This is a genomic window from Aliidiomarina sanyensis, assembly GCF_003987175.1.
Taxonomy (GTDB): domain Bacteria; phylum Pseudomonadota; class Gammaproteobacteria; order Enterobacterales; family Alteromonadaceae; genus Aliidiomarina; species Aliidiomarina sanyensis.
Genome location: NZ_PIPM01000008.1, coordinates 17,648 through 37,251 on the forward strand (window position 1 = coordinate 17,648; position 19,604 = coordinate 37,251).

Genomic DNA, 19,604 nt, shown 5'->3' on the forward strand with positions numbered 1-19,604 from the left:
AGAAGATTCAAAGCCTGTTTCATGCCGATGGTATGGATGATTCGGCAAGGGTATAGCCAGACTCCTTGCTCCTCTGAGGTCCGCCCAAACCACCCGCCCAACCGCGAAAAGAACGTACACGCGCCTTTGATTCTTAGTGAGATCTCCGACGTCACCTTGGCCTCACTGCCACCACAGCTTACCAATCAACACCGCTATCACTGGGAGTAACGTTGCCGGGAAAATAAATATGACTAAGGGCATTAACAGCTTGACCGGTAACTCCTGGGCTCGCTTCTCGACATCTTCTGCAATCATCAATCGAAAGTTATCTGCTTGCTCATTGAGGAGCTGAACGACAGCGCCTCCTTGCGTGTGTGCTTGCACAATGACTCGCGTAAACAAGGTCACTTGTGGATGGTTACAACGCACCTGGAAATCCTCGAATGCCTCGGTCAACGAGGCTCCCGCCCGATGTTGTCGGACGATCTGCGCAAACTCGAATGCGATCGGTTGATCTGAAAAATGATGCGCGATGTGCTTCAACGCATGGAGTACCGTCACTCCAGCCCCCATTTGTAATGCAATCATATCAAGACCACCTGGTAGGCCATACACCACAGCAATCCGATGACGCGCCTCATTGCGCGATCTCCGAGCATCCCGTATTGCACGTGACGTGCCCACAATCAGTAAGCCTGTGCTCAGGCCTACAAAGCTCAATATAAGAATGGGAACTTCAGTCATAGGGGTACCGGAATTCGGAGCATTCGTTGAATCCAGCCATGCCCTATGACAATCAATACCACAACCATTCCTCCTGTCATCCATCCAAATGGATGATGGGCTAGTTGTTTCATGACCTCGGGTTCGATCCAAAAGAACGCAAGGAACAGGACGAAAGGGAGCGCTGACATCACCTTTCCTTGTAACCGTCCTTGTGCGCTAATCGTCTGGATTTTTCGGTGAAGAAAGCGTTTTTTACGTAAGGTTTGCGCACATGTATACAACATTTTGGCTTGCTGAGAGCCCGTTTGGGTTGCCAATAAAAGGGTCATAATCATACGTCGGACATCCACTGAATTCATGCGAGATTCCATCGGTTTAAACGCCGACTCGAGGGCAAGCCCAAGTTTCAATTGGCGTACGACGACCGCAAACTCCTGTCCGAGCGGCGCAGGCATATTCTGACTTACAAAATGCAAACTGCGTTGCATGGTGCTTCCCGTAGCAATGCTATTAGCGAGCAACATAAAGGCATCAGGCAGCTGACCAAGGAATAACTCCAACCGCCTCCGTTTGAACCACGAAATGGCAATCCATGGCGCAACCACCCAAAGCGCCAGTAAAACCAACAGAATCAACCCGCTCCGTTGACTTAAAAAACCGAGTAAGAGCACCAAAGCGCATCCCAAGAGCCAAACTTGAATTAACGATCGCAACGGAATGAACAACCAAACATCCGACAGTTTTCGTTGGAGACGAAGCGCGTAGTCTGACACATACGCTCGATATCCTGTTCTGAGAATCAGACCGATTCCTACACTCCAGAGCGTAAATGCGAGTGTAAAAAACAAGGTGCTGATGTGTTTTGCCATCTGCGTGTCAGTAAACATCTTCGGGTGTGTCCCCAGGTTGAGCGGAGAACGCGCGAAATACTGCCTGCTCCTCCGCACTTAAATGCGCAATAAACTCAGGCATCTCACCAGAAAACTGATATGTTTTCTGACGTACATTAAATCGGACAATTTCAGCAAGCTGAATTGTCTCACCAACGAATCCGCGCAGCTCCACGATGGAATCAATACGTCGTTTTCCCTCCAAGTCTCGGGTAATTTGAATAACGAACTGGATCGCAGAACAAATTTGCTGGCGAATCGCCACAAGTGGAAGTTCAAATCCGGCCATCAAAACCATTGTTTCCAACCGTTGCAGCGCTTCTCTCGGAGCATTAGCGTGGAGCGTTGTCATCGAGCCTGCGTGACCACTATTCATGGCCTGTAACATATCAAGCGCTTCCCCGCTCCGGCACTCACCCACAACAATTCGATCAGGGCGCATTCGCAGCGCGTTGATGACTAATTGTCGAATTGAAACTTCGCCCATCCCCTCTTGATTCGCCTGACGAGACTCAAGCCGAACCCAATTATCGAGTGGGAGATCCAGTTCCGCAGCATCTTCGATGCTAATCACGCGCGCCTGAGGCTGTATCTCATTGGCCAAGCCGTTCAGTAACGTGGTTTTCCCAGTTCCTGTTCCGCCGCTCAGGACTACATTTTGCTTTTGCACCACGGCTTTAGCGAGCAGCCACTGAACGTTTGGGCAAAACATGCCGGTTTCCACCAACTCATTCAGATTTCGTCCTCGTTTTTGAAACTTGCGTATCGTAAGCATTGCGCCATCCACCGCCAATGGCGGAAGGACAATATTGACTCGCGAACCACATTGAAGTCGCCCATCGAGCATCGGACTGCTCTCGTCAATCCGCCGCCCAAGTGGCTGGACAATTCGCTCAATAACTCGTTGTAATGCCTGTTCGGATTCAAACGAAGCCGGTATACGACGCATAACCCCCTCAGACTCCACGAAGATACGTCCTGCTCCGTTCACCATAATCTCTGAAATTTGAGGGGTCCGAAGCAGCTCTGAGAGCGGGCCAAGTCCGAGCATGTGATCCAGAACACTTTGAATGAGTGAGTTTCGATGCGAAGACGCGCTACCGGGTTCAAGAAATGGATGACCCAGCCTCTCACGTTCCCCTATCTCACGCAGATGATTTTGTACAAAACGACGCACGAGATCTGTAATTTCGGTATCACTCATCGTCTCAAGGGAAATGCGGTGATGCTCGATATACGCTTCCACAGCTTGGGTGGTCTGTTTTAGCAGGGCATGATCAACAGAAGCCATGTGTCAGTCGCTCCCGAATCGATGGTCAATCCCGACCATCCCGAGACAATTTAGCCCCATGAATTTGGCCTGCAGTCGGCGATAATCCCTGCGTTGGTTGGCAAGACGCTCATCACGCGCGGCAACATCCACCGCGGTGACAAAAATAAGTAACTCCGTATCTAAATTCTGTGTTTCAACTTGCCCCGTCAAACGACTCGCTATGCGCACTTGCTTCGGCTGTGGCAGCCCATTCTCGCGGTAAAATTTTTCTGAACTCACTAAACCAGCAATCACCGCAGTTTCTCCCTCTAGACTGACAACTTGCGTCGTTGCTCGTCGGCTTCGTAAGCCTGGGACACCCTGCACGGTAACACTTTGGTCTGGATGACTAATCTCAGAGAACAATGACGTCCGAATATGTCCATCCGCGAGTAACTCGGGTTGCACCTCCAGTCGAATTCCGTAGGGCTTGAACGTGACATCCATCATGCCTTGAGCATTCGTTTGTGGAATGGGAAGCTCACCACCGACAAGAAAGTCGGCAGATTCTCCGTTTTCAACGCGCACGCGCGGTGTTGCTAAAATCCGGCCATGTCCGCGCTCTTGCAACAGTTGTAAAGTTGAACTCAGGGTTCCGGCCCATCCCAAGTAGCCACTTGAACTTGAAATTTCAGGGGATTGCCCAAGCACGTCACGTCTCAGCGCGGCACTTCCCGCCCAATCCGAGACAAATGCCAAACTCGGCCCTTGAACCTGAGTATCCCACTCCAACCCAGACTGAGAAAGGAATCGCCGACTGACTTCCACTACATGCAACTCAAGCTCGAGGATGATGGGCGTTTCCAGTCGCTGAGTAAGCCCTTGGAGCTCGATAAAGTCATAGGCATGTGCTAATTCAACAAGACGCTCATAAGCGGAAGGAGAGACCACGCCATCGATAAACAAACGTGTTCGTTGCCATGCCCACACTAGCTCATTATCTTGGCGCCGAATCTGTTCTAGGTGCTCCAGAACCGTCCGACTTGAAGATGGCATAACCGTCACCTCGAGTTCCGTGTAACTCTGGTCTCGATGCCATAAAACGACCCCGGTGGAACCAACACTCAAAGGAAAAACAACCAACTCCCCATCGGCATTCGCTTGCACATCAACCCGTTTAGGTTGTGCGACAGCGACGCGCGTTACTTCATGCTGAGGCACGTAAACATGAATCCTATCTTCGAATATCTGAAGGGATTCTTGAGGATTGTTCTTATTCTGAGCCAGTGCATTTCCTATGGTGAGTAGGAAACAGAGGGAGAACATCCATGTTCGCATTGCTTTCCTCCTGGAAATAGAAACTCGATAAATGGTGCGGGTTCGCCGAATCGGTCGATGGGTGGGGTCGTTACCGGTGCAGCCACCCAAAATAGCTGCCCCTCCCTCGACAAGCCTTCAATCCCTAGTCGATCCGCTAACGACATCGCCACCGTCAGATAGCGAGGTGCACGGGGTTGATCTGAGCGATCCGTCTCGCCGTCATAGGCTACAATGGGATAAGACCCGATCCGCTGCATCATTCCCTGATGCGATTGATGATAAAGCAGCAAGACGGTCTCCTCATTTAAGTACCCAAGGTGCGTTTGTTCAGGCGTCAAAGCAACGGTATATTTCACCGTCTCGGATAATTCTTGTGGCGCTGTGATTTCTCGAAAATATGCCCACACCAACGGGTGGCCAGGCTCGATTGTTTGTCCGTGAATCAATGTCAGTTCCAGCCCCATCAGCGCATCGACATCGGCCGCATAGATCACGTCTGAGGGAAGAGAATGTCGAGGGAGTGCACGGTACTGAAGGTCACTCAGCGCAATCTGGGTTCCAGAATACTGCGGCTTTCTGAAGACTAAAACGTCCACGGTTTCCTCTGGTGGATTATTGAGGAACCAATCTTCCTGAAAATCTCTTTGCATCTGTTCGGTATATCCGCGTACCAGAGACCATGCGACAAATGCACATAACAAACCAACCCATAGCGGCCAGAGTGTGACGATACGCGTGCGCCAGATCATCGATCATCTCCTTGAATACGCGTCATCTGGACTTCTCCCGTCGCTAGCTGCCATCCATGAATTACCGTTGGAGTAGCCCCGTGGGTTTGGATGATGAATGCCCCCCGAAAGACCTCATGCGAGTGATAAGTGCCCTGTGTACGTGCACGATGAAGTTCCCGTCGAAAGACATGCATGATGGGACCCGCCACAATGTCCTGATGGATGATATGGTTTCCAAATGAGGTCAAGTCGAGCGAGATCGGTTTGCGCTCCCCTCCTTCGCCAACCTCGAGCACACTCTCAGTCCAAAGCACCCCAAGTGCGTGCGACTCAACGCTGATTAACCGACTTGGTAGCAGGCAGTCACTTCGACGACCGCGACTGTCTGCTTGACTTGCGTACTTGAGACAGGGTAATCCACTCAGTGCCTCAATCGCCGTGCTCAAATCACTATCAAGTCGCCAACTCCGCACCTTTAATCCCAAAACACGCGTTTGCGACAGGATTTCCTGTGCCCCAATAGAACTGGGGATATAATTCGGCTCGGCTCCAGTGGCTGAACTCCACGCTAACCATAAAAAAATAAACAGCACGCAGACTCGTATCGCTTTCATGGTCATGAGCAGTCCCGTTGTTGACAGAGCTTTTTCTCGGGAACTACATCAATGTCCACATGACCAAAACGTAAATTATTCGGTGCAAATTCACGTGCAAATGGCAACCACGCCATGAGCTCTTGAATGTGATGAAAGCCAATCGTTTGAAGCATCTGGGTAGACGTCAAGGCTTGCGGTCGGGTTTGCAAAGCCGCTTGTGTATGAGGGCTCCAGTCATCGGACAGCGCAGAAAAGAACAGCGTTGGGGGTGTATCTTCGGTTGCCGACCAACCTGCAAGCGAGCGGTTTGTCGTTGGTAATGAGAAATCTCGTTGGACGGATAAGATAGACCATATGGGATGAAGAACAGTCGCCGTTGGATAGGCAGCGTCCGTCGTGACCGATGTATTCCCATCTGTCACATTCAATCCAGATACCTCAGAAAGCCAATCTCTATCCAAACTCGGTAAATTAAACGCACTTCGCAGTGGCGCCTGCTGCAATTGAAGTTGGAGATGCTGCCCTTGGTGGTAACGTTGTTGGAGCGATTGCAAAAGAGGTGGTATCAATCCGATCAAGAGTACGCCGGTCACCGCAATCACGAGCACACTTTCCAACAACGCTTGTCCGCTTGCATTTGGCTTCATGCGCGAAATCCCCCGCTCGTGGAATGTAAACCCCGATGCACTTGAAGCCCGAGTAGTCGCCGTTCAAAGGGGGAAAGTGTGGAACTTCGTGCTTGCCAGAGGCCATTCCATAAGTTTGCTCGCTCTCTATTTCCGTCAACCCGAGGCCAGAGGGAGGAAGGCCGTTCATAAAACACTTCACTTCGCGCTGCTGCCCAGATGGGAACTCGTTCGCTCGCTAAGTTGCTTTGGGGGACTCGAACAACAACCGTAATTGAAGGGCTCGGGTTGTCTGTCTGTTCGATTTGATAATAATGTGGAATTCGATGCGATGCACCCAGTGGAACGGCGCGCCGCGCTGCCGCCCGACTCGCTCGCGGATTGCGCTGATAACTCGCGCCAAAACCGGCTGGCCGCCCCGTAATTGGCGGACGGTGACTGAGGAAACTGCCCCCTGCACCGAATCGGTGTTCCCAGCTAAAGAGCAATCCACGCTCATGAAAACTCACCGTATCAACCGACTGCCACTGCATCTGCCGGTCACGCAATACAGGTTTCGTACCTCCCGCTTTCTGAGCATAAATAAAACCAGCGTCAAACCATCGATACGTTCGCTCCTTTGTAAATCCATCACGACTTAAAGCGGCCATGTGCGCGTAACCTGCTGCAGCCTGATCATCACTCACACGTGATTGAAAGCGAAACCATAGATAATGCAAATCAATTAAAGTTTGGTGATTGAGAAGGAATAGCTCGGCTTCTAAATGGCTTTCATTCGCAATGACTTGGGCCGTGCTCAGACTCGTTAGCCAAGTCGCTTGATGAAACGTCCATTGGGCATGTTGAAGCCCATCAAGAACAAACTGTTGAAAGCGAACCAGCGCTCGGGTCCCTTGGGTCAAACCCGGTTGGATACGCTGCATCATACGAGCAAGCGCAGCGGTCACCTGATTTACGTAAGGAATCCAAGCACTATACAGCGCTGTTCGCAACGACATCTCGCGTGCCATTTCAAACCAACTTAAAAGCGCATGTAGCTGCCCAATTGCAACCTCATTCGCAAGCATGGCACGATTCGTAATGGCTTTAAAATTCAGATCCCGCGCGGCGAGAACTGCGAGTGCATGGGCCGTATGGTCTGCGACATGTTGGATCTCCGTTTGGCTTTGTGCCTGCCGAGCAAGATCCGTCAAAGCAAACAACGCCCACGCCATCCCACTAAGAAGCAAGACAAACAACACCACAACAAACCCTTTCGATCGTACGTACGAAGCAGATGGACCGCTTACGCCAGCTGCTCGCGGCTCCACGACGCGGCAATGATCAGTTGCCACTGTTCGTTGCATTGTCGTAGTTGCTCAAGTTGTATTCAGGATTTGCCCGATTCACTGCCGCATTAGCGGATTCACCCGCACTTTGTAGCTGTTGACTTGCTGATTGCCCAGAAATCTCTTGTGCGACTCCCGCAACTTGATGACGGACCGTTTTTCCAAAGTAAGAATAGACCCCTATGGCAGCCACCACGACGAGCGCAAGAATGACAATATACTCGGTCATTCCTTGCCCGTGAGAACGCTGGGGGCCGATATGAGTGCATCGATTGAATTTATTTTTAACAGGAAGAACCATCACACCACTCCTTGTGCAAACGCGTTATATCGTTCTCACAGGCTAGGGAGCAAATACGGATGTTGCAATGGTTTGGGAGGGATTTACTCGATTGCCAAATATTTATGCATTTGGACCGATAGGCGCCAGTTCCTGGCAATGCATGTTTTGATGGCTAGTTCTGTCGCTCGAGGCCGCTGGCTGATCGGCTGAAGTGCGATGATGGTCTCTGGCTTCACGGGGCAGCGAATAAGCAATTCATCCAAGGCTTCGATATGTTTTTCCATGGCAATTGGATGCTTCACCTCATTGGCACGGCGCATTGCACTTGCAAGAACATCCAAGCCACCAGGCATCTCAAGCTTGGGCGATACCGTCACCCATGTATTGTCACTGGTTCGGATTTCAAAGGTACCGCTGGTTTCAATTTGCAGTCGGTACCCTGCCTCCTCAAGGACTTCAGCCAAGGGACGTAAGTCATACATGCAAGGCTCGCCCCCAGTGATCACCACATGCTTCGCAGTGAAACCTCGTTGCTTAAAGGTATTTACGATGTCGTTCGAACTCTGAACGGCGTAACGGGTATCTGCCGAGGTCTTAACCAATATTTCGCCCGCACTCGTCTGATCTGACGGCTGCAACGTCCACGTGTGCTGAGTGTCACACCAAGGACATCCCACAGGGCAGCCTTGTAACCGCAAAAAAATAGCAGGCTGGCCGGTAAAGACCCCCTCACCTTGAATTGTCTCAAATAACTCATTTACTGGATACACGCCGGGCGCAAAGCCAGCAACCTGCTTCTGCAGGATTGTCTTGAGTGGTTCGTTCTGTTCCGGGGCCTCAGGGCGTGTTGTGGTCATGAAGATCCTATATCGGGGTGCGCTTCTGTCAGCATCGAGATTCAGGTACACTGAGAATAGTCGTGATTATACAAGAGTAGAGCCACATGGAGCAAAAAACTGCTGTCGTCATTTATTCAGGAGGCATGGACTCCTTTACTGTTTTAAACCGTGCGATTGCAGACGGCTATCGTGTGTTTGCGCTGTCATTCCATTATGGACAAAGACACAGCAAAGAACTTGAGTACGCAGCGAACGTCTGTGAAAATCTAGGTATAAACCATAAAGTTGTCGATATTCGCGCGATTAATTCGTTGCTCGCCGGCTCATCACTCACCGACGATATTGATGTTCCAAATGCGGCGTATGCAACAGAAAATATGACATCCACCGTGGTGCCAAATCGCAACATGATTTTGTTGTCCTTGGCAATTGGTTATGCCGTTTCAATCGACGCAGATGAGGTGCTCTATGGAGCGCACTCAGGAGACCACGATATCTACCCTGACTGTCGCCCCGAGTTTGTCGAGGCGATGAACCAAGTGAGCTTGATTGCTAACTACAAGCCTATCCCTGTGCGTTCGCCTTACTTATATCAAAGTAAAAATGACATTCTTGCGGACGGGCTAAGTTTAGGACTCGATTACAGCCAAACATGGACTTGTTACAATGGCCGCGAGCGCGCATGTGGAACCTGTAGTGCATGTCGCGAACGGCTGCAAGCTTTCGCCAGTTTGGGCACCCATGATCCGCTCCCCTACGAAAATTAGAGGAGCACGATCCGCCACGTCAATCCGTTTATCGACGTTTTATTTGGTCCACAAGAACTCGGGCTTCTTGCCAGCGTTTTGTCGACTGCAACTGCTCAAGCCCGCTCGTATCTGTCGTTCCACCTAACAGCTTAATAGCATCCCGCTGCGGTGGCGAAAAGCTGACCGTCTCGAGCACCACGCGCGCTTCACGGGAGTCATTGCACACTAACAGTAAATCGCAGCCGGCATGAATTGCAGCCTCAGCCCGTTTGGTGACGTTTCCTGCCACATGGGCACCGGCCATCAACAAATCATCACTAATGATCAAACCCTCAAAACCATATTGACCTCGAAGAATCTCCTGAAGCCAGTATGGCGAGAATCCAGCAGGTTCAGGTGCAACCTGAGGATAGATGACATGGGCTGGCATCACCGCTTGAATATACGGTGCAAGTTCAGCAAAAACGCGGCCATCATGGGCAAGGATTTCATCCAACGAACGATCATCCACTGGCACGTCAATGTGAGAATCAGCGACGACCGTCCCGTGCCCCGGGAAATGTTTGCCGGTCGCCTTCATACCTGCTTCATGCATTCCGCGAATAAAGCCATGGGCAAGCGCGACAATTTCCTCTGGATCATCAGAGAACGCGCGATCGCCGATCACAGTGCTCGGACCATCCACATCTAAAACAGGCGCAAAGCTGTGATCCACGCCACACACTAACAATTCTTTTGCCATCAACCATCCGAGCTCGCGAGCCAACATTGTGGCTTGTGCGCGGGATGAGCCAGCTTGGCGAATCTGAGCCATTGCAGGTATCGCCGTGAAACCTTCACGAAAGCGCTGCACACGCCCACCTTCATGATCAACCGTGATGAGGATATCCCGTTGCGCAGCTTTACGTATCGCTTCGGTCAGTGTGCACAGCTGTGCGGGTGACACAAAATTGCGGGTAAACAAGATCACGCCGACAACGGCGGGATGCTGCAACATGTCGATGTCTTCTGAACGGAGTTCAGTGCCTGGTATATCAAGTATCAACCCGCTCATCGCTGCGACCCTTGCATCAATTTCTTCACAATGTGTCCTTTAAAGTATTGCTGTGGAAACAAATAGTAACAAAAGTTCTGGCGGTAAAGGGATTTCAAACCGCACAAAAATTAACTATTCTGAACTTATGTTGGGTTTTCGTTATCTGACCTTTAGGGTCTTCGGAGATACAAATGCCCGTGGGCATCGTATCTTAAATTAGATGTACTGTAGAGAGTGAAGTTATGTTTAAGAAACTCCTCGTCCTAAGTTCGATTCCTCTGCTTCTTTCTGCCTGTGGCGGGAGCGAGAGCGCATTCACAGGGCAACCACCCCTACTCGGTAATGGGCAGTGCTCCGTCACAGCACAAAATCAACAGCTCAAAGATTTTATGGAGGAGCGCTACCTGTGGAATACCGATATTCCCAGTAACGTAAACCCAGCAAGTTTTAACTCCATCTATGCGATGTTAGACGCATTGCGCGCTCCCCAAGACAACTTTTCGTTTATTTTAACGGAGCAAGAATATCTCGACCGCTTTGTCAACGCGGTGTTTTTTGGATTTGGATTTGGCCGCCGAGACAATGTCGCCGAAGGAGTGATTGAAGTCCGTTACGTCTACGCGAACTCGCCCGCTGAAAATGCCGGATTAAATCGTGGTGATCGCATTACTGCTGTGCAAGGAACTCCGATGAGCGAGTGGTTTCAGCGCATCAGTGCGGGTACAGCGACTTGGGAGACTGTATTTGGTCCAAACCAAGAAGGGGTCGAGCGACAAATTGAGTGGGTCGAGCCAGACGGCACTGAACGTTCTTCCACCGTTCGCAAGCGCGAAGTCGAGACCAACACCGTGATGGCAACTGAGCGTTTCGATATCAATGGGCGTGATGTGGGATATTTTGTCTTCGATAGCTTTATCGAGCGTTCCGAAGTCGATTTGAATAATGCGTTCGACCAGCTCATTGGGGTAGACGACCTCATTATCGATTTGCGCTACAATAGCGGTGGCTTGGTGCGTGTTGCCAATCAATTAGCGTCCCAAGCAGCTTGGGATAACGTTCAGAATGAGATTTTCGTCACCTTCCAGTACAACGCCAATTTTGCCTCGCAGGATGTACTCTTTAGTTTGGGGCCAGGAATTGAGCGCCTCAACCTGAATCGAGTGTATGTGCTCACAACACCTCAGAGTTGCTCATCATCAGAACTCGTGATCAATAGCCTTGACCCGTACATTGATGTGGTGACGATTGGGGCCCCAACGTGTGGCAAACCCGTTGGACAACAACCGCGACAGATTTGCGACAAAATCGTTTATGCGATTACGTTCCAAACGGTTAATGGGATTGGGTTCGGTGATTTCTTTGACGGCCTTCCTGTGACCTGCGCTGCACCGGATACGATCGTGGGCGACTGGGGAGATCCCAACGACCCGCTACTCTCAGGCGCGTTCTATTATATTCAGAATGGTCAATGCCCGGCTCAACTCAGCGATCAGGTTGACGCCCAAGTGTTTGCTGATGGTGATGTAAGTCGGATACCGACCCGATTACCGCTCACTCAAGACCCACTATTGACGAAATTCGAAACACAACATTAAGTTGACAGAGCGAATAGACAAAGGGATCCGCTCGGATCCCTTTTTTGTGCTTACGTGTCTTGATAGATAACCGAGCCGTATTACACGACATCACGCGGTTCAAACCGCCCCTGCTGAATCGGCTCGGGAGCAAAGCTATCCACTGCGATCGCACGCATTCGTAAGCGCTCGCAACGGGTCAGTTGCGCGGCTTCTTCCGAATCAATGAGTCCGTTTTCCAAAGCCTGCTCAACGAGGACCTCGCCCGCAAGGTCAGACGCTAATTCACCCGCCTTCTGAGCTTTCTTCAAGCGCTTGTAGACCGGCTCTAGCTCATGCATCGCCAAGAATGCGAGTTCCATATGGCCAGTCACATCCGTTTCATCTTCACGCCAGTAGCTCAAAAACGTGTGGCGCTCGCGCGTGATGCCAGGCGTCATCATTGCCTCCGCAATCGTGCGAGCATGCTCATCAGCTGGACGTTGGTAGTGATTGCCAAATGGAAAGACCAAAAATTTCAAAAGACGCCCCAACCATGGTTTCGAGAAGTTCTGGAAAAAGCCCGAAAATGCTTGGCCAATCCCATGTAAATGATGGGCCATTGCATAATGAACAAATGGCAGATCCGCCTGCTGTCGACCATCGTCTTCAAACCGTTTTAAGACCGCTGATCCCATATACAGGTGACTTAACACATCTCCGAGTCGCGCTGAAATCATTTCTTTCCGTTTTAATTCGCCGCCAAGGGTCAGCATTGAGACGTCTGCACAAAGCGCCAATGCGCGACTCATCCGACTCAATTGTTGATAGTACCGAATTGTTTCGCCTCCCACGGGCGCGTTGGCAAATCGTGCACCCGATAATCCGTGCCAGAATGCACTGAATGCATTTCCACAGGCAAAACCAATGTGTTTTAACAGGAGTGCATCAAACTCACGCAAACCCTGCTCTTCATCCTCATTTGCCGCCGCTTCCATCTCTTTGAGTACGTAGGGGTGACACCGCGTCGCCCCTTGACCAAAGATCATCAGGTTGCGGGTCAGGATATTTGCTCCCTCCACGGTGATTGAGATAGGAATTCCTTGGTAGCCCGATGCGAGGTAGTTCAAGGGACCCATTTGAATGCCTTTGCCTGCATGAATGTCCAATGCATCATTCATCACATGCCGTCCCATTTCCGTCATGTGGTATTTAGTCATCGCGGTAATCACCGAGGGGCTATACCCCTCACAGAGCGCAGTGACGGTTAACCGTCGCGTGGACTCGATGCTGTAGTTCAGCCCACCAATTCGCGCCATTGCCTCTTGCACACCCTCAAATTTTCCGATCGGCAAACCAAATTGCTGACGCACATATGCATATGCGCCAGTGAAACGCTGCGCATTGTGGCCTGTCGCTGTTGCCAGTGCTGGCAGTGAAATGCCTCGACCTGCGGAAAGACACTCGACTAACATGCGCCACCCTTTGCCCGCATAATCAATTCCACCAATAATCCAATCTGCTGGAATGAAAACATCGCTGCCCGACGTCGTTCCATTCATAAACGCCTGATTGAGTGGCCAGTGACGATCGCCAATCACAACACCCGGATGCGACGTTGGAATCAATGCACAAGTAATGCCGATATCGCGTTTATCACCTAAAAGCCCCTCTGGGTCTTCTAACTTAAACGCTAATCCTAGAACACTTGCGACCGGTGCAAGGGTGATGTAGCGTTTACTCCACGTCAGCCGAATTCCCAGGACCTCCTGCCCCTCGAAGACATCTCGACAGAGGATACCGCGATCCGGAATACTCCCTGCATCAGAGCCAGCTTCAGGACCCGTTAGGGCAAAACAAGGGAGTTCTTCACCACGCGCTAACGCAGGTAACCAGCGCTTCTTTTGTTCTTGCGTGCCATAATGTGTGAGTAATTCACCAGGCCCAAGAGAGTTCGGTACCATCACCGTGACAGCGACACTGAGAGAGCGAGTTGCAATCCGGGTGACGATATACGAGTTTGCAGCGGCAGAAAAATCCAGCCCTTCATATTCTTTGCCGATGATCATGGCAAAAAACTTATGCTTCCGCAGAAAATCCCATACTTCACTTGGAAGATCCCGTTGATGCTGGGTAATTTCAAAGTCGTCGAGCATCGCGAGCAGTTGCTCAAGAGGACCATCAATAAACGCCTGTTCATCTGCGCTAAATGTTGGGGGCTTGGTTGCCAATAAGGAAAACCAGTCAGGTTGTCCAGAAAACAGCTCACCATCCCACCATACATCGCCAGCCTCCATCGCCTCCCGCTCCGTCACTGACATCGGGGGCAAAATACGTTTGAAGATACGAAATACGGGACGGGAAATAAGGCTCCGACGAATATCAGGGATCCCGAAAACAATCAGCACGGCGACTAGCAAAATAAGCAAAAACGACATTACTGCATGCTCCTATAATGGATAGGCACGATGTGAATCATCATCGTGTTCTCTTAAAGATAGACGAAAACTAAGGACGTGGATCAGGCGCAGCAATCCCTGCTGCAACGAATGGGAGTAGTTTAGCGAGGGTTTCTTCCGCGTGAGCTTCCTCACCGAAGTCTGACGCAGCGATCTCGCGAAGCGCCTGTCCAGATACTTGCGCAAATAGCATTGCTCCGAGACTAAAATGGAGCCGCCAGAAAAGTGTGTTCGCGCACAAACTCGGATTAGCCGTCTGAATCATGGCAAAAAATTGCTGCACGGTATTGCCATAATGCGTCATGGTGAACTTCCGCAAGTGCCCCTGTATTTCACTATATGCATAACCGAGCAATCGTAAGTAAATAACCGGGCCGTCTAAGCGCACCTGCTTCAGCGCAAGCAGCGGTGCATTCACGCATGCTAGGACGTCTACCGTATTGTAGGTGGCTCCGTTTATTTCTGCTCGGCGTGCTAATTCCGTCAATTGAGCGTCGAGCGCAGGCATGAACACGCTCTGATACCTTGCCATAACCGCCTGTATCAATGCTTTCTTCGAACCAAAGTGATAATTTACCGAGGCCAAATTAACATCGGCTTCACTGGTAATTTGCCGGAGTGACGTTTGCTCAAAACCATGTTCCGCAAACAACATCTCGGCGGTGACGATAATCTTATCTTTAGTCCGCAGTGCTTTCGCCATGCTGACGCCTCTATTTTAAACGCTCGTTTTATACACTCATCAACTGTACATTAGTCGCGGAGCGCCAGCAAGGCTTGCGTTTAAAGTGCGGCCGACGTATCAAGCGGTGCAAACTGCTTCACTAAATCATCAACTGCTTTCATTTGCGCTAAATAGGGTTCAAGTTTTGCTAAAGGTAACGCACATGGACCGTCACACAATGCCTTATTCGGGTCTGGGTGGGCTTCTAGAAATAACCCCGCAATTCCAAGCGCCATTCCTGAGCGCGCTAACTGGGCGGCTTGGGCTCGACGTCCGTCCGCGGAATCAGCGCGACCACCAGGTCGTTGAAGTGCGTGGGTGGCATCAAAAATAACCGGGGCCATCACTTTCATGTCATCCATGCCCAGCATATCCACGACTAAGTTGTTGTAACCGAACGAGGAACCCCGCTCACACAACATAATGCGTTCATTACCCGCTTCTCGGAATTTCGTAATAATGTGTCGCATTTCATGTGGTGCCAGGAACTGTGGTTTTTTCACATTGATGGCGGCACCGGTTTTCGCCATCGCAACAACCAGATCCGTTTGTCGCGCCAAAAATGCCGGGAGTTGAATGACATCCACAACCTCAGCAACTGGTTGCGCCTGATATGGTTCATGCACATCCGTAATCACCGGAACACCGAACTTTTCTTTGATGTCTCCAAGGATTTGAATCCCCCGCTCCATTCCGGGTCCACGAAACGAATGAATCGAAGAGCGATTCGCCTTATCAAATGAGGCCTTGAAAACATACGGAATACCGAGCTTGCTGGTGATCTCCACGTACGCAGCCGCGACTTCCATCGCAAGTTCAGCACTCTCAAGGACGTTCATTCCAGCAAATAAAACAAAGGGTGCGTCATTCGCTACATGAATTTTGTTTTTTTGTGTTCCAATCTCGACCGAACGAATACCTGACATGGTCTCTCTCTCTTACGCTGAATGTTGAATCTGAACTTCAGCTTTAATGATGGCTTGAATGACAGTGCGGTGTTTACGAATCGCATTTCGTAGTTCGGGCATAAACCACCCATCCGCTTCATCTTCAATGTGCTCGAGCGCAACCACAGGATTGGCCCCTTGATGAATCTCGCCATAGAACGCAGCGATGAACACGAGTACCTGAACTTCAGGCTCAAAGCCAGCTCCATGCTTCCCGTCGGGAAATCCCGTTCCGTCGAAACGCTCAAAGCGGGCCTCCAGAGCCTTTAACACCCACTGAGTCGCGGCACTCTTATCATGCTCCAAGCCGTTAAATGCGCGGCGTACCCGCTCAAAGCAGACCCGCATATCCACGTGATCTTGCTGAATGCGCACAGAGAAAATTCGCGCCGCGCGAGCTACAATACTGGCCGCGCACGCCAAGGTATTTTTCTGATCATCACGCACATCTAACTCATTAAGGAGCAGCTTACTGATTCGAGCCGCTGGATGTGCTTGCTCAGACTCATGCTCCAACAAATCCCGCTCGAGTAAAACAAGCCGTCTCAATGTTGCTGCCATAAATGTTTGAACATCGGACTGACGCATCACATTGTTCAAAGCGAGTTGTACTTGTTCTGAGAAGAGAACGAGTAAATCTTGCTCACGTAAAGTGAGTGGTCGTGCAAGACCTGTAAGACAAAGCAATCCCCCCCAAGGACGACATGCGCTAGGGCAATACACCAGGGCGATTTCATCACTGAAATACGGTTTACCCGTCTCGATAACGCTCTCAAGTTCGACTAATGCCGCTCGACTCACCGCTGATTTGATTGGCCGTCCTTGGAGTACATCCGCTTCGTCACCAAAGGCTGCTCGAACCAAAAACTCTTCAAATTTATGTCCTGGGTCCACTTCAGCGTACAGCACTTGACGTGCGCCACCAATCAACCAACCGAGTTGCTGCACTAACCCCTCAACAAAATGATCCATCGATTGTTCGGAGAATAAATCGGTGGATGCACTTAAGATTTTTTCAAGACCCCGACGACTATGCTCAATCGACATAATATCGCGATAGGAACGCAAGCTAGACATCACCGCAGTAAAGAGCTTCTGCGCAGTCAGCTCAGTCTTTGATTTGTAGTCATTGATGTCGTAATTAATAATAACCGTGCGCTCGGGCGCTTGACCTGGCTGGCCTGTGCGTAGAATGATGCGCGTGAAATGATTGTCGAGATCCTCACGAATGTACTGGGCCACTTTTAAGCCCGCGTCATCCGTTTCCATAACAACATCGAGCAAAATAATGGCTGCATCCGGGTGCTCTCGCATGAGCATGCACCCTTCCTCGCCGGACTCCGCACTATGAAACTCAAGACCGCGGCCAAGAAACTTGAAATCACTCAGTGCAAGACGGGTTACCGCATGCACTTCGGGCTCATCGTCGACAATGATAATTTTCCAACGCTCATTCAGCGCATCCAGTGCTGTTGAGGGTTCATCGGCAAAAAGGAAATGGTCGCTCATTCTCGTTTTTACACTCCTTTAAACTAAGCTTTTGCTTATCGTCCGCCATGAGGATACAACGTCCTTGATGTATCTTTTCGTCAGTTTTATAGCTCAACAGAACTCAACTCTCAGCAAAACGAGCACAGGTGACTCGCTCCAAATTAGCATAATCTAGCGCGGTATAAATCTGAACATAGCCAAGTTTTTGCAAAACTTCACGAAGTTCACTCCCCTGTTCCGCTCCATGCTCTAACATCAGCCAACCACCCTCTGTGAGAAAGTCTCGGCTTTCCCGAGCGATATGAATCAGATCTGCGAGGCCCGAGTCTTCTGCGACCAGTGCAGAGTGAGGTTCGAATCGGACATCCCCTTGCTTCAGGTGTACATCATCGGACGCTAAATACGGCGGATTGCTCACGATCAAGTGAAATCGATGATTACGAGGAATGGCAGAAAACCAATCGCTCTGCAAAATATTCACTTGTGAAAACCCAAGTGACTGCGCATTCTGGCGCGCGAGAGCAACCGCATCTTCGACATAATCGACCGCCGTGATTTCCCAGTTCGGTTGTTCACTCTGGAGTGCCAACGCAATTGCGCCGGTTCCTGTTCCAAGTTCCAACACAGTCGCATCAGGCCGCTCTACTTTTTCCAACGCCTGTGCGACCAACACTTCTGTATCGGGTCGCGGAATCAGGGTGCTTGGATTCACAGCGAGGGGCAATGACCAAAACTCGCGAAGACCTGTGAGGTGCGCCACTGGGTGTCCATCGATTCGCCGAGCGACGAGAGCGAAATAGCTATCTGCTTGCACCGGAGTGAGCATGTGTTCAGGCCATGTGAACAAGGTGGTTCGATCGCAACCGAGCACATGCATAAGCAACAGTTGCGCATCGAGCAATGGTGTATCGGGAACGGCCGCTTCTATCTGTGTTCGACCGCGCATCAATGCCTGCGCGATTGTCCAGCGACTCTCATTCATCCCGAGTGCTGCTCAGAGAGCGCCGCGAGCAAATCAGCCTGATGCTCCTGGATGATCGGCTCGAGCACCAGATTCAAGCTCCCCTCCAATACCTCATCTAAGCGGTATAAGGTGAGATTGATTCGATGGTCGGTCATGCGGCCTTGGGGATAGTTATAGGTGCGAATACGCTCCGAACGATCACCACTTCCCACCAAACTGCGGCGCGTACTTGCTTCTTCAGCGGCTCGTTTCGCCTCTTCAGCAGCTTGCAGTCGCGCCTGTAAGACCGACATCGCCTTCGCTTTGTTCTTGTGTTGCGAACGCTCATCTTGGCATTCCACAACAACACCCGTTGGTAGGTGCGTGATACGAACCGCAGAGTCGGTCCGGTTGACGTGCTGTCCCCCTGCGCCCGATGCTCGATAGGTATCAATTCGCAGATCAGCAGGGTTGATTTCTATTGCTTCTGCTTCAGGGATCTCGGGCATAACTGCGACCGTACACGCAGACGTGTGAATACGACCTTGCGATTCTGTTTCTGGGACGCGCTGAACCCGGTGACCACCTGACTCAAACTTCAATTTTCCATACGCGCCATCCCCTTGGATGTGCGCGATAATCTCTTTGTATCCGCCATGCTCTCCCTCATTGGCAGAAACGATCTCCACCCGCCAACCGGACCGCTCCCCAAAGCGACTGTACATTCGGAACAGATCACCAGCGAAGATAGCCGCTTCGTCGCCACCGGCTCCAGCACGAATCTCAAGGTAACATGGGCGATCATCATTTGGGTCTTTCGGTAGCAATAAGATTTGTAATCGCTCGGCCAACGTCTCTTGGGTCTCTTTCGCAGACTTCAGCTCTTCATCAGCCATTTCCCGCAGCTCTGGATCACTTTGCATTTCCTTCGCCGTTTCAATATCTTCAACCGCTTGTTGATACTGACGAAAGCATTGGACCGTTTCTTCCAGTTGCGCATATTCCTTCGAGAGCGCCCGAAACTTGTCTTGTTGGGTAATTATTTCTGCGGAGCCAAGCAGATACTCGAGCTCTTCATGTCGCTCCAGCAAGCCTTCAAGTTTGCTGACCAACGATGCTTTCAACATGT

At 50.7% G+C, this 19,604-nt stretch carries 19 protein-coding genes; 2 read left to right on the forward strand and 17 right to left on the reverse strand.

The features are described 5' to 3' along the window. Positions 1-162: 162 nt before the first annotated feature. The 10 genes from CWE11_RS08275 to queE all read right to left on the reverse strand — a co-directional run bounded on the left by CWE11_RS08275 (position 163) and on the right by queE (position 8,591). Positions 163-726, reverse strand: a complete 564-nt coding sequence (locus tag CWE11_RS08275; RefSeq protein ID WP_157981326.1) for a type II secretion system F family protein — start codon at positions 724-726, stop codon at positions 163-165. After that, positions 723-1,595 (reverse strand): type II secretion system F family protein, encoded by an 873-nt coding sequence (locus CWE11_RS08280; RefSeq protein WP_126777157.1) that lies wholly within the window; start codon positions 1,593-1,595, stop codon positions 723-725. Before CWE11_RS08280 ends, CWE11_RS08275 begins: the two co-directional genes overlap by 4 nt. Further along, entirely contained in the window at positions 1,585-2,889 is a 1,305-nt protein-coding gene (locus CWE11_RS08285) for a TadA family conjugal transfer-associated ATPase (RefSeq protein WP_126777158.1), read from the reverse strand. The genes CWE11_RS08280 and CWE11_RS08285 overlap by 11 nt, the downstream gene beginning before the upstream one ends. A 3-nt stretch (positions 2,890-2,892) precedes the next feature. Further along, positions 2,893-4,188: a pilus assembly protein N-terminal domain-containing protein gene (locus CWE11_RS08290; protein ID WP_126777159.1), complete on the reverse strand. Its 1,296-nt coding sequence runs from the start codon at positions 4,186-4,188 to the stop codon at positions 2,893-2,895. Further along, entirely contained in the window at positions 4,146-4,919 is a 774-nt protein-coding gene (locus CWE11_RS08295) for a CpaB family protein (protein ID WP_126777160.1), read from the reverse strand. The genes CWE11_RS08290 and CWE11_RS08295 overlap by 43 nt, the downstream gene beginning before the upstream one ends. Next, positions 4,916-5,521 (reverse strand): hypothetical protein, encoded by a 606-nt coding sequence (locus CWE11_RS08300; RefSeq protein WP_126777161.1) that lies wholly within the window; start codon positions 5,519-5,521, stop codon positions 4,916-4,918. The genes CWE11_RS08295 and CWE11_RS08300 overlap by 4 nt, the downstream gene beginning before the upstream one ends. After that, the gene (locus tag CWE11_RS08305; RefSeq protein ID WP_126777162.1) at positions 5,518-6,144 is read right to left on the reverse strand and encodes a hypothetical protein; all 627 of its coding nucleotides are present in this window, start codon (positions 6,142-6,144) and stop codon (positions 5,518-5,520) included. Before CWE11_RS08305 ends, CWE11_RS08300 begins: the two co-directional genes overlap by 4 nt. After that, positions 6,141-7,469 carry a hypothetical protein gene (locus CWE11_RS08310; RefSeq protein ID WP_198675626.1) on the reverse strand — a complete coding sequence of 443 codons (1,329 nt, stop codon included), beginning with the start codon at positions 7,467-7,469 and terminating at the stop codon, positions 6,141-6,143. The genes CWE11_RS08305 and CWE11_RS08310 overlap by 4 nt, the downstream gene beginning before the upstream one ends. Beyond that, the gene (locus CWE11_RS08315) at positions 7,447-7,680 is read right to left on the reverse strand and encodes a pilus assembly protein (protein ID WP_198675627.1); all 234 of its coding nucleotides are present in this window, start codon (positions 7,678-7,680) and stop codon (positions 7,447-7,449) included. Before CWE11_RS08315 ends, CWE11_RS08310 begins: the two co-directional genes overlap by 23 nt. Positions 7,681-7,835: 155 nt before the next feature. Then, positions 7,836-8,591: a 7-carboxy-7-deazaguanine synthase QueE gene (gene queE, locus CWE11_RS08320; RefSeq protein WP_126777165.1), complete on the reverse strand. Its 756-nt coding sequence runs from the start codon at positions 8,589-8,591 to the stop codon at positions 7,836-7,838. Positions 8,592-8,677: 86 nt separating this feature from the next. On the opposite strand from queE, the gene queC reads away from it, so the two are divergent. Continuing rightward, complete coding sequence (gene queC / locus CWE11_RS08325) at positions 8,678-9,340, forward strand: 7-cyano-7-deazaguanine synthase QueC (RefSeq protein WP_126777166.1); 663 nt, start codon at positions 8,678-8,680, stop codon at positions 9,338-9,340. 28 nt (positions 9,341-9,368) lie between these two features. Here the strand turns inward: queC and nagZ are convergent, their stop codons facing one another. After that, positions 9,369-10,376, reverse strand: a complete 1,008-nt coding sequence (gene nagZ / locus CWE11_RS08330) for a beta-N-acetylhexosaminidase (protein ID WP_126777167.1) — start codon at positions 10,374-10,376, stop codon at positions 9,369-9,371. Positions 10,377-10,600: 224 nt separating this feature from the next. Between nagZ and CWE11_RS08335 the strand changes: the two genes are divergently transcribed. Beyond that, complete coding sequence (locus CWE11_RS08335; RefSeq protein ID WP_126777168.1) at positions 10,601-11,953, forward strand: S41 family peptidase; 1,353 nt, start codon at positions 10,601-10,603, stop codon at positions 11,951-11,953. 80 nt (positions 11,954-12,033) lie between these two features. Here the strand turns inward: CWE11_RS08335 and CWE11_RS08340 are convergent, their stop codons facing one another. The 6 genes from CWE11_RS08340 to prfA all read right to left on the reverse strand — a co-directional run bounded on the left by CWE11_RS08340 (position 12,034) and on the right by prfA (position 19,599). Continuing rightward, positions 12,034-14,349 carry an acyl-CoA dehydrogenase gene (locus CWE11_RS08340; protein WP_126777169.1) on the reverse strand — a complete coding sequence of 772 codons (2,316 nt, stop codon included), beginning with the start codon at positions 14,347-14,349 and terminating at the stop codon, positions 12,034-12,036. Between the two features lie 70 nt (positions 14,350-14,419). Continuing rightward, positions 14,420-15,073: a TetR/AcrR family transcriptional regulator gene (locus CWE11_RS08345; protein ID WP_126777170.1), complete on the reverse strand. Its 654-nt coding sequence runs from the start codon at positions 15,071-15,073 to the stop codon at positions 14,420-14,422. A gap of 80 nt (positions 15,074-15,153) precedes the next feature. After that, positions 15,154-16,020 (reverse strand): 3-deoxy-8-phosphooctulonate synthase, encoded by an 867-nt coding sequence (gene kdsA, locus CWE11_RS08350; RefSeq protein WP_126777171.1) that lies wholly within the window; start codon positions 16,018-16,020, stop codon positions 15,154-15,156. A 12-nt stretch (positions 16,021-16,032) separates the two neighbouring features. After that, a complete protein-coding gene (locus CWE11_RS08355; protein WP_126777172.1) occupies positions 16,033-17,550 on the reverse strand; it encodes a DUF3369 domain-containing protein in 1,518 nt (505 codons plus the stop codon). A gap of 103 nt (positions 17,551-17,653) precedes the next feature. Then, positions 17,654-18,514, reverse strand: coding sequence for a peptide chain release factor N(5)-glutamine methyltransferase (gene prmC, locus CWE11_RS08360; protein WP_126777173.1), 861 nt, complete (start codon positions 18,512-18,514; stop codon positions 17,654-17,656). Then, a complete protein-coding gene (prfA, locus tag CWE11_RS08365) occupies positions 18,511-19,599 on the reverse strand; it encodes a peptide chain release factor 1 (RefSeq protein ID WP_126777236.1) in 1,089 nt (362 codons plus the stop codon). Before prfA ends, prmC begins: the two co-directional genes overlap by 4 nt. Positions 19,600-19,604: the final 5 nt, after the last annotated feature.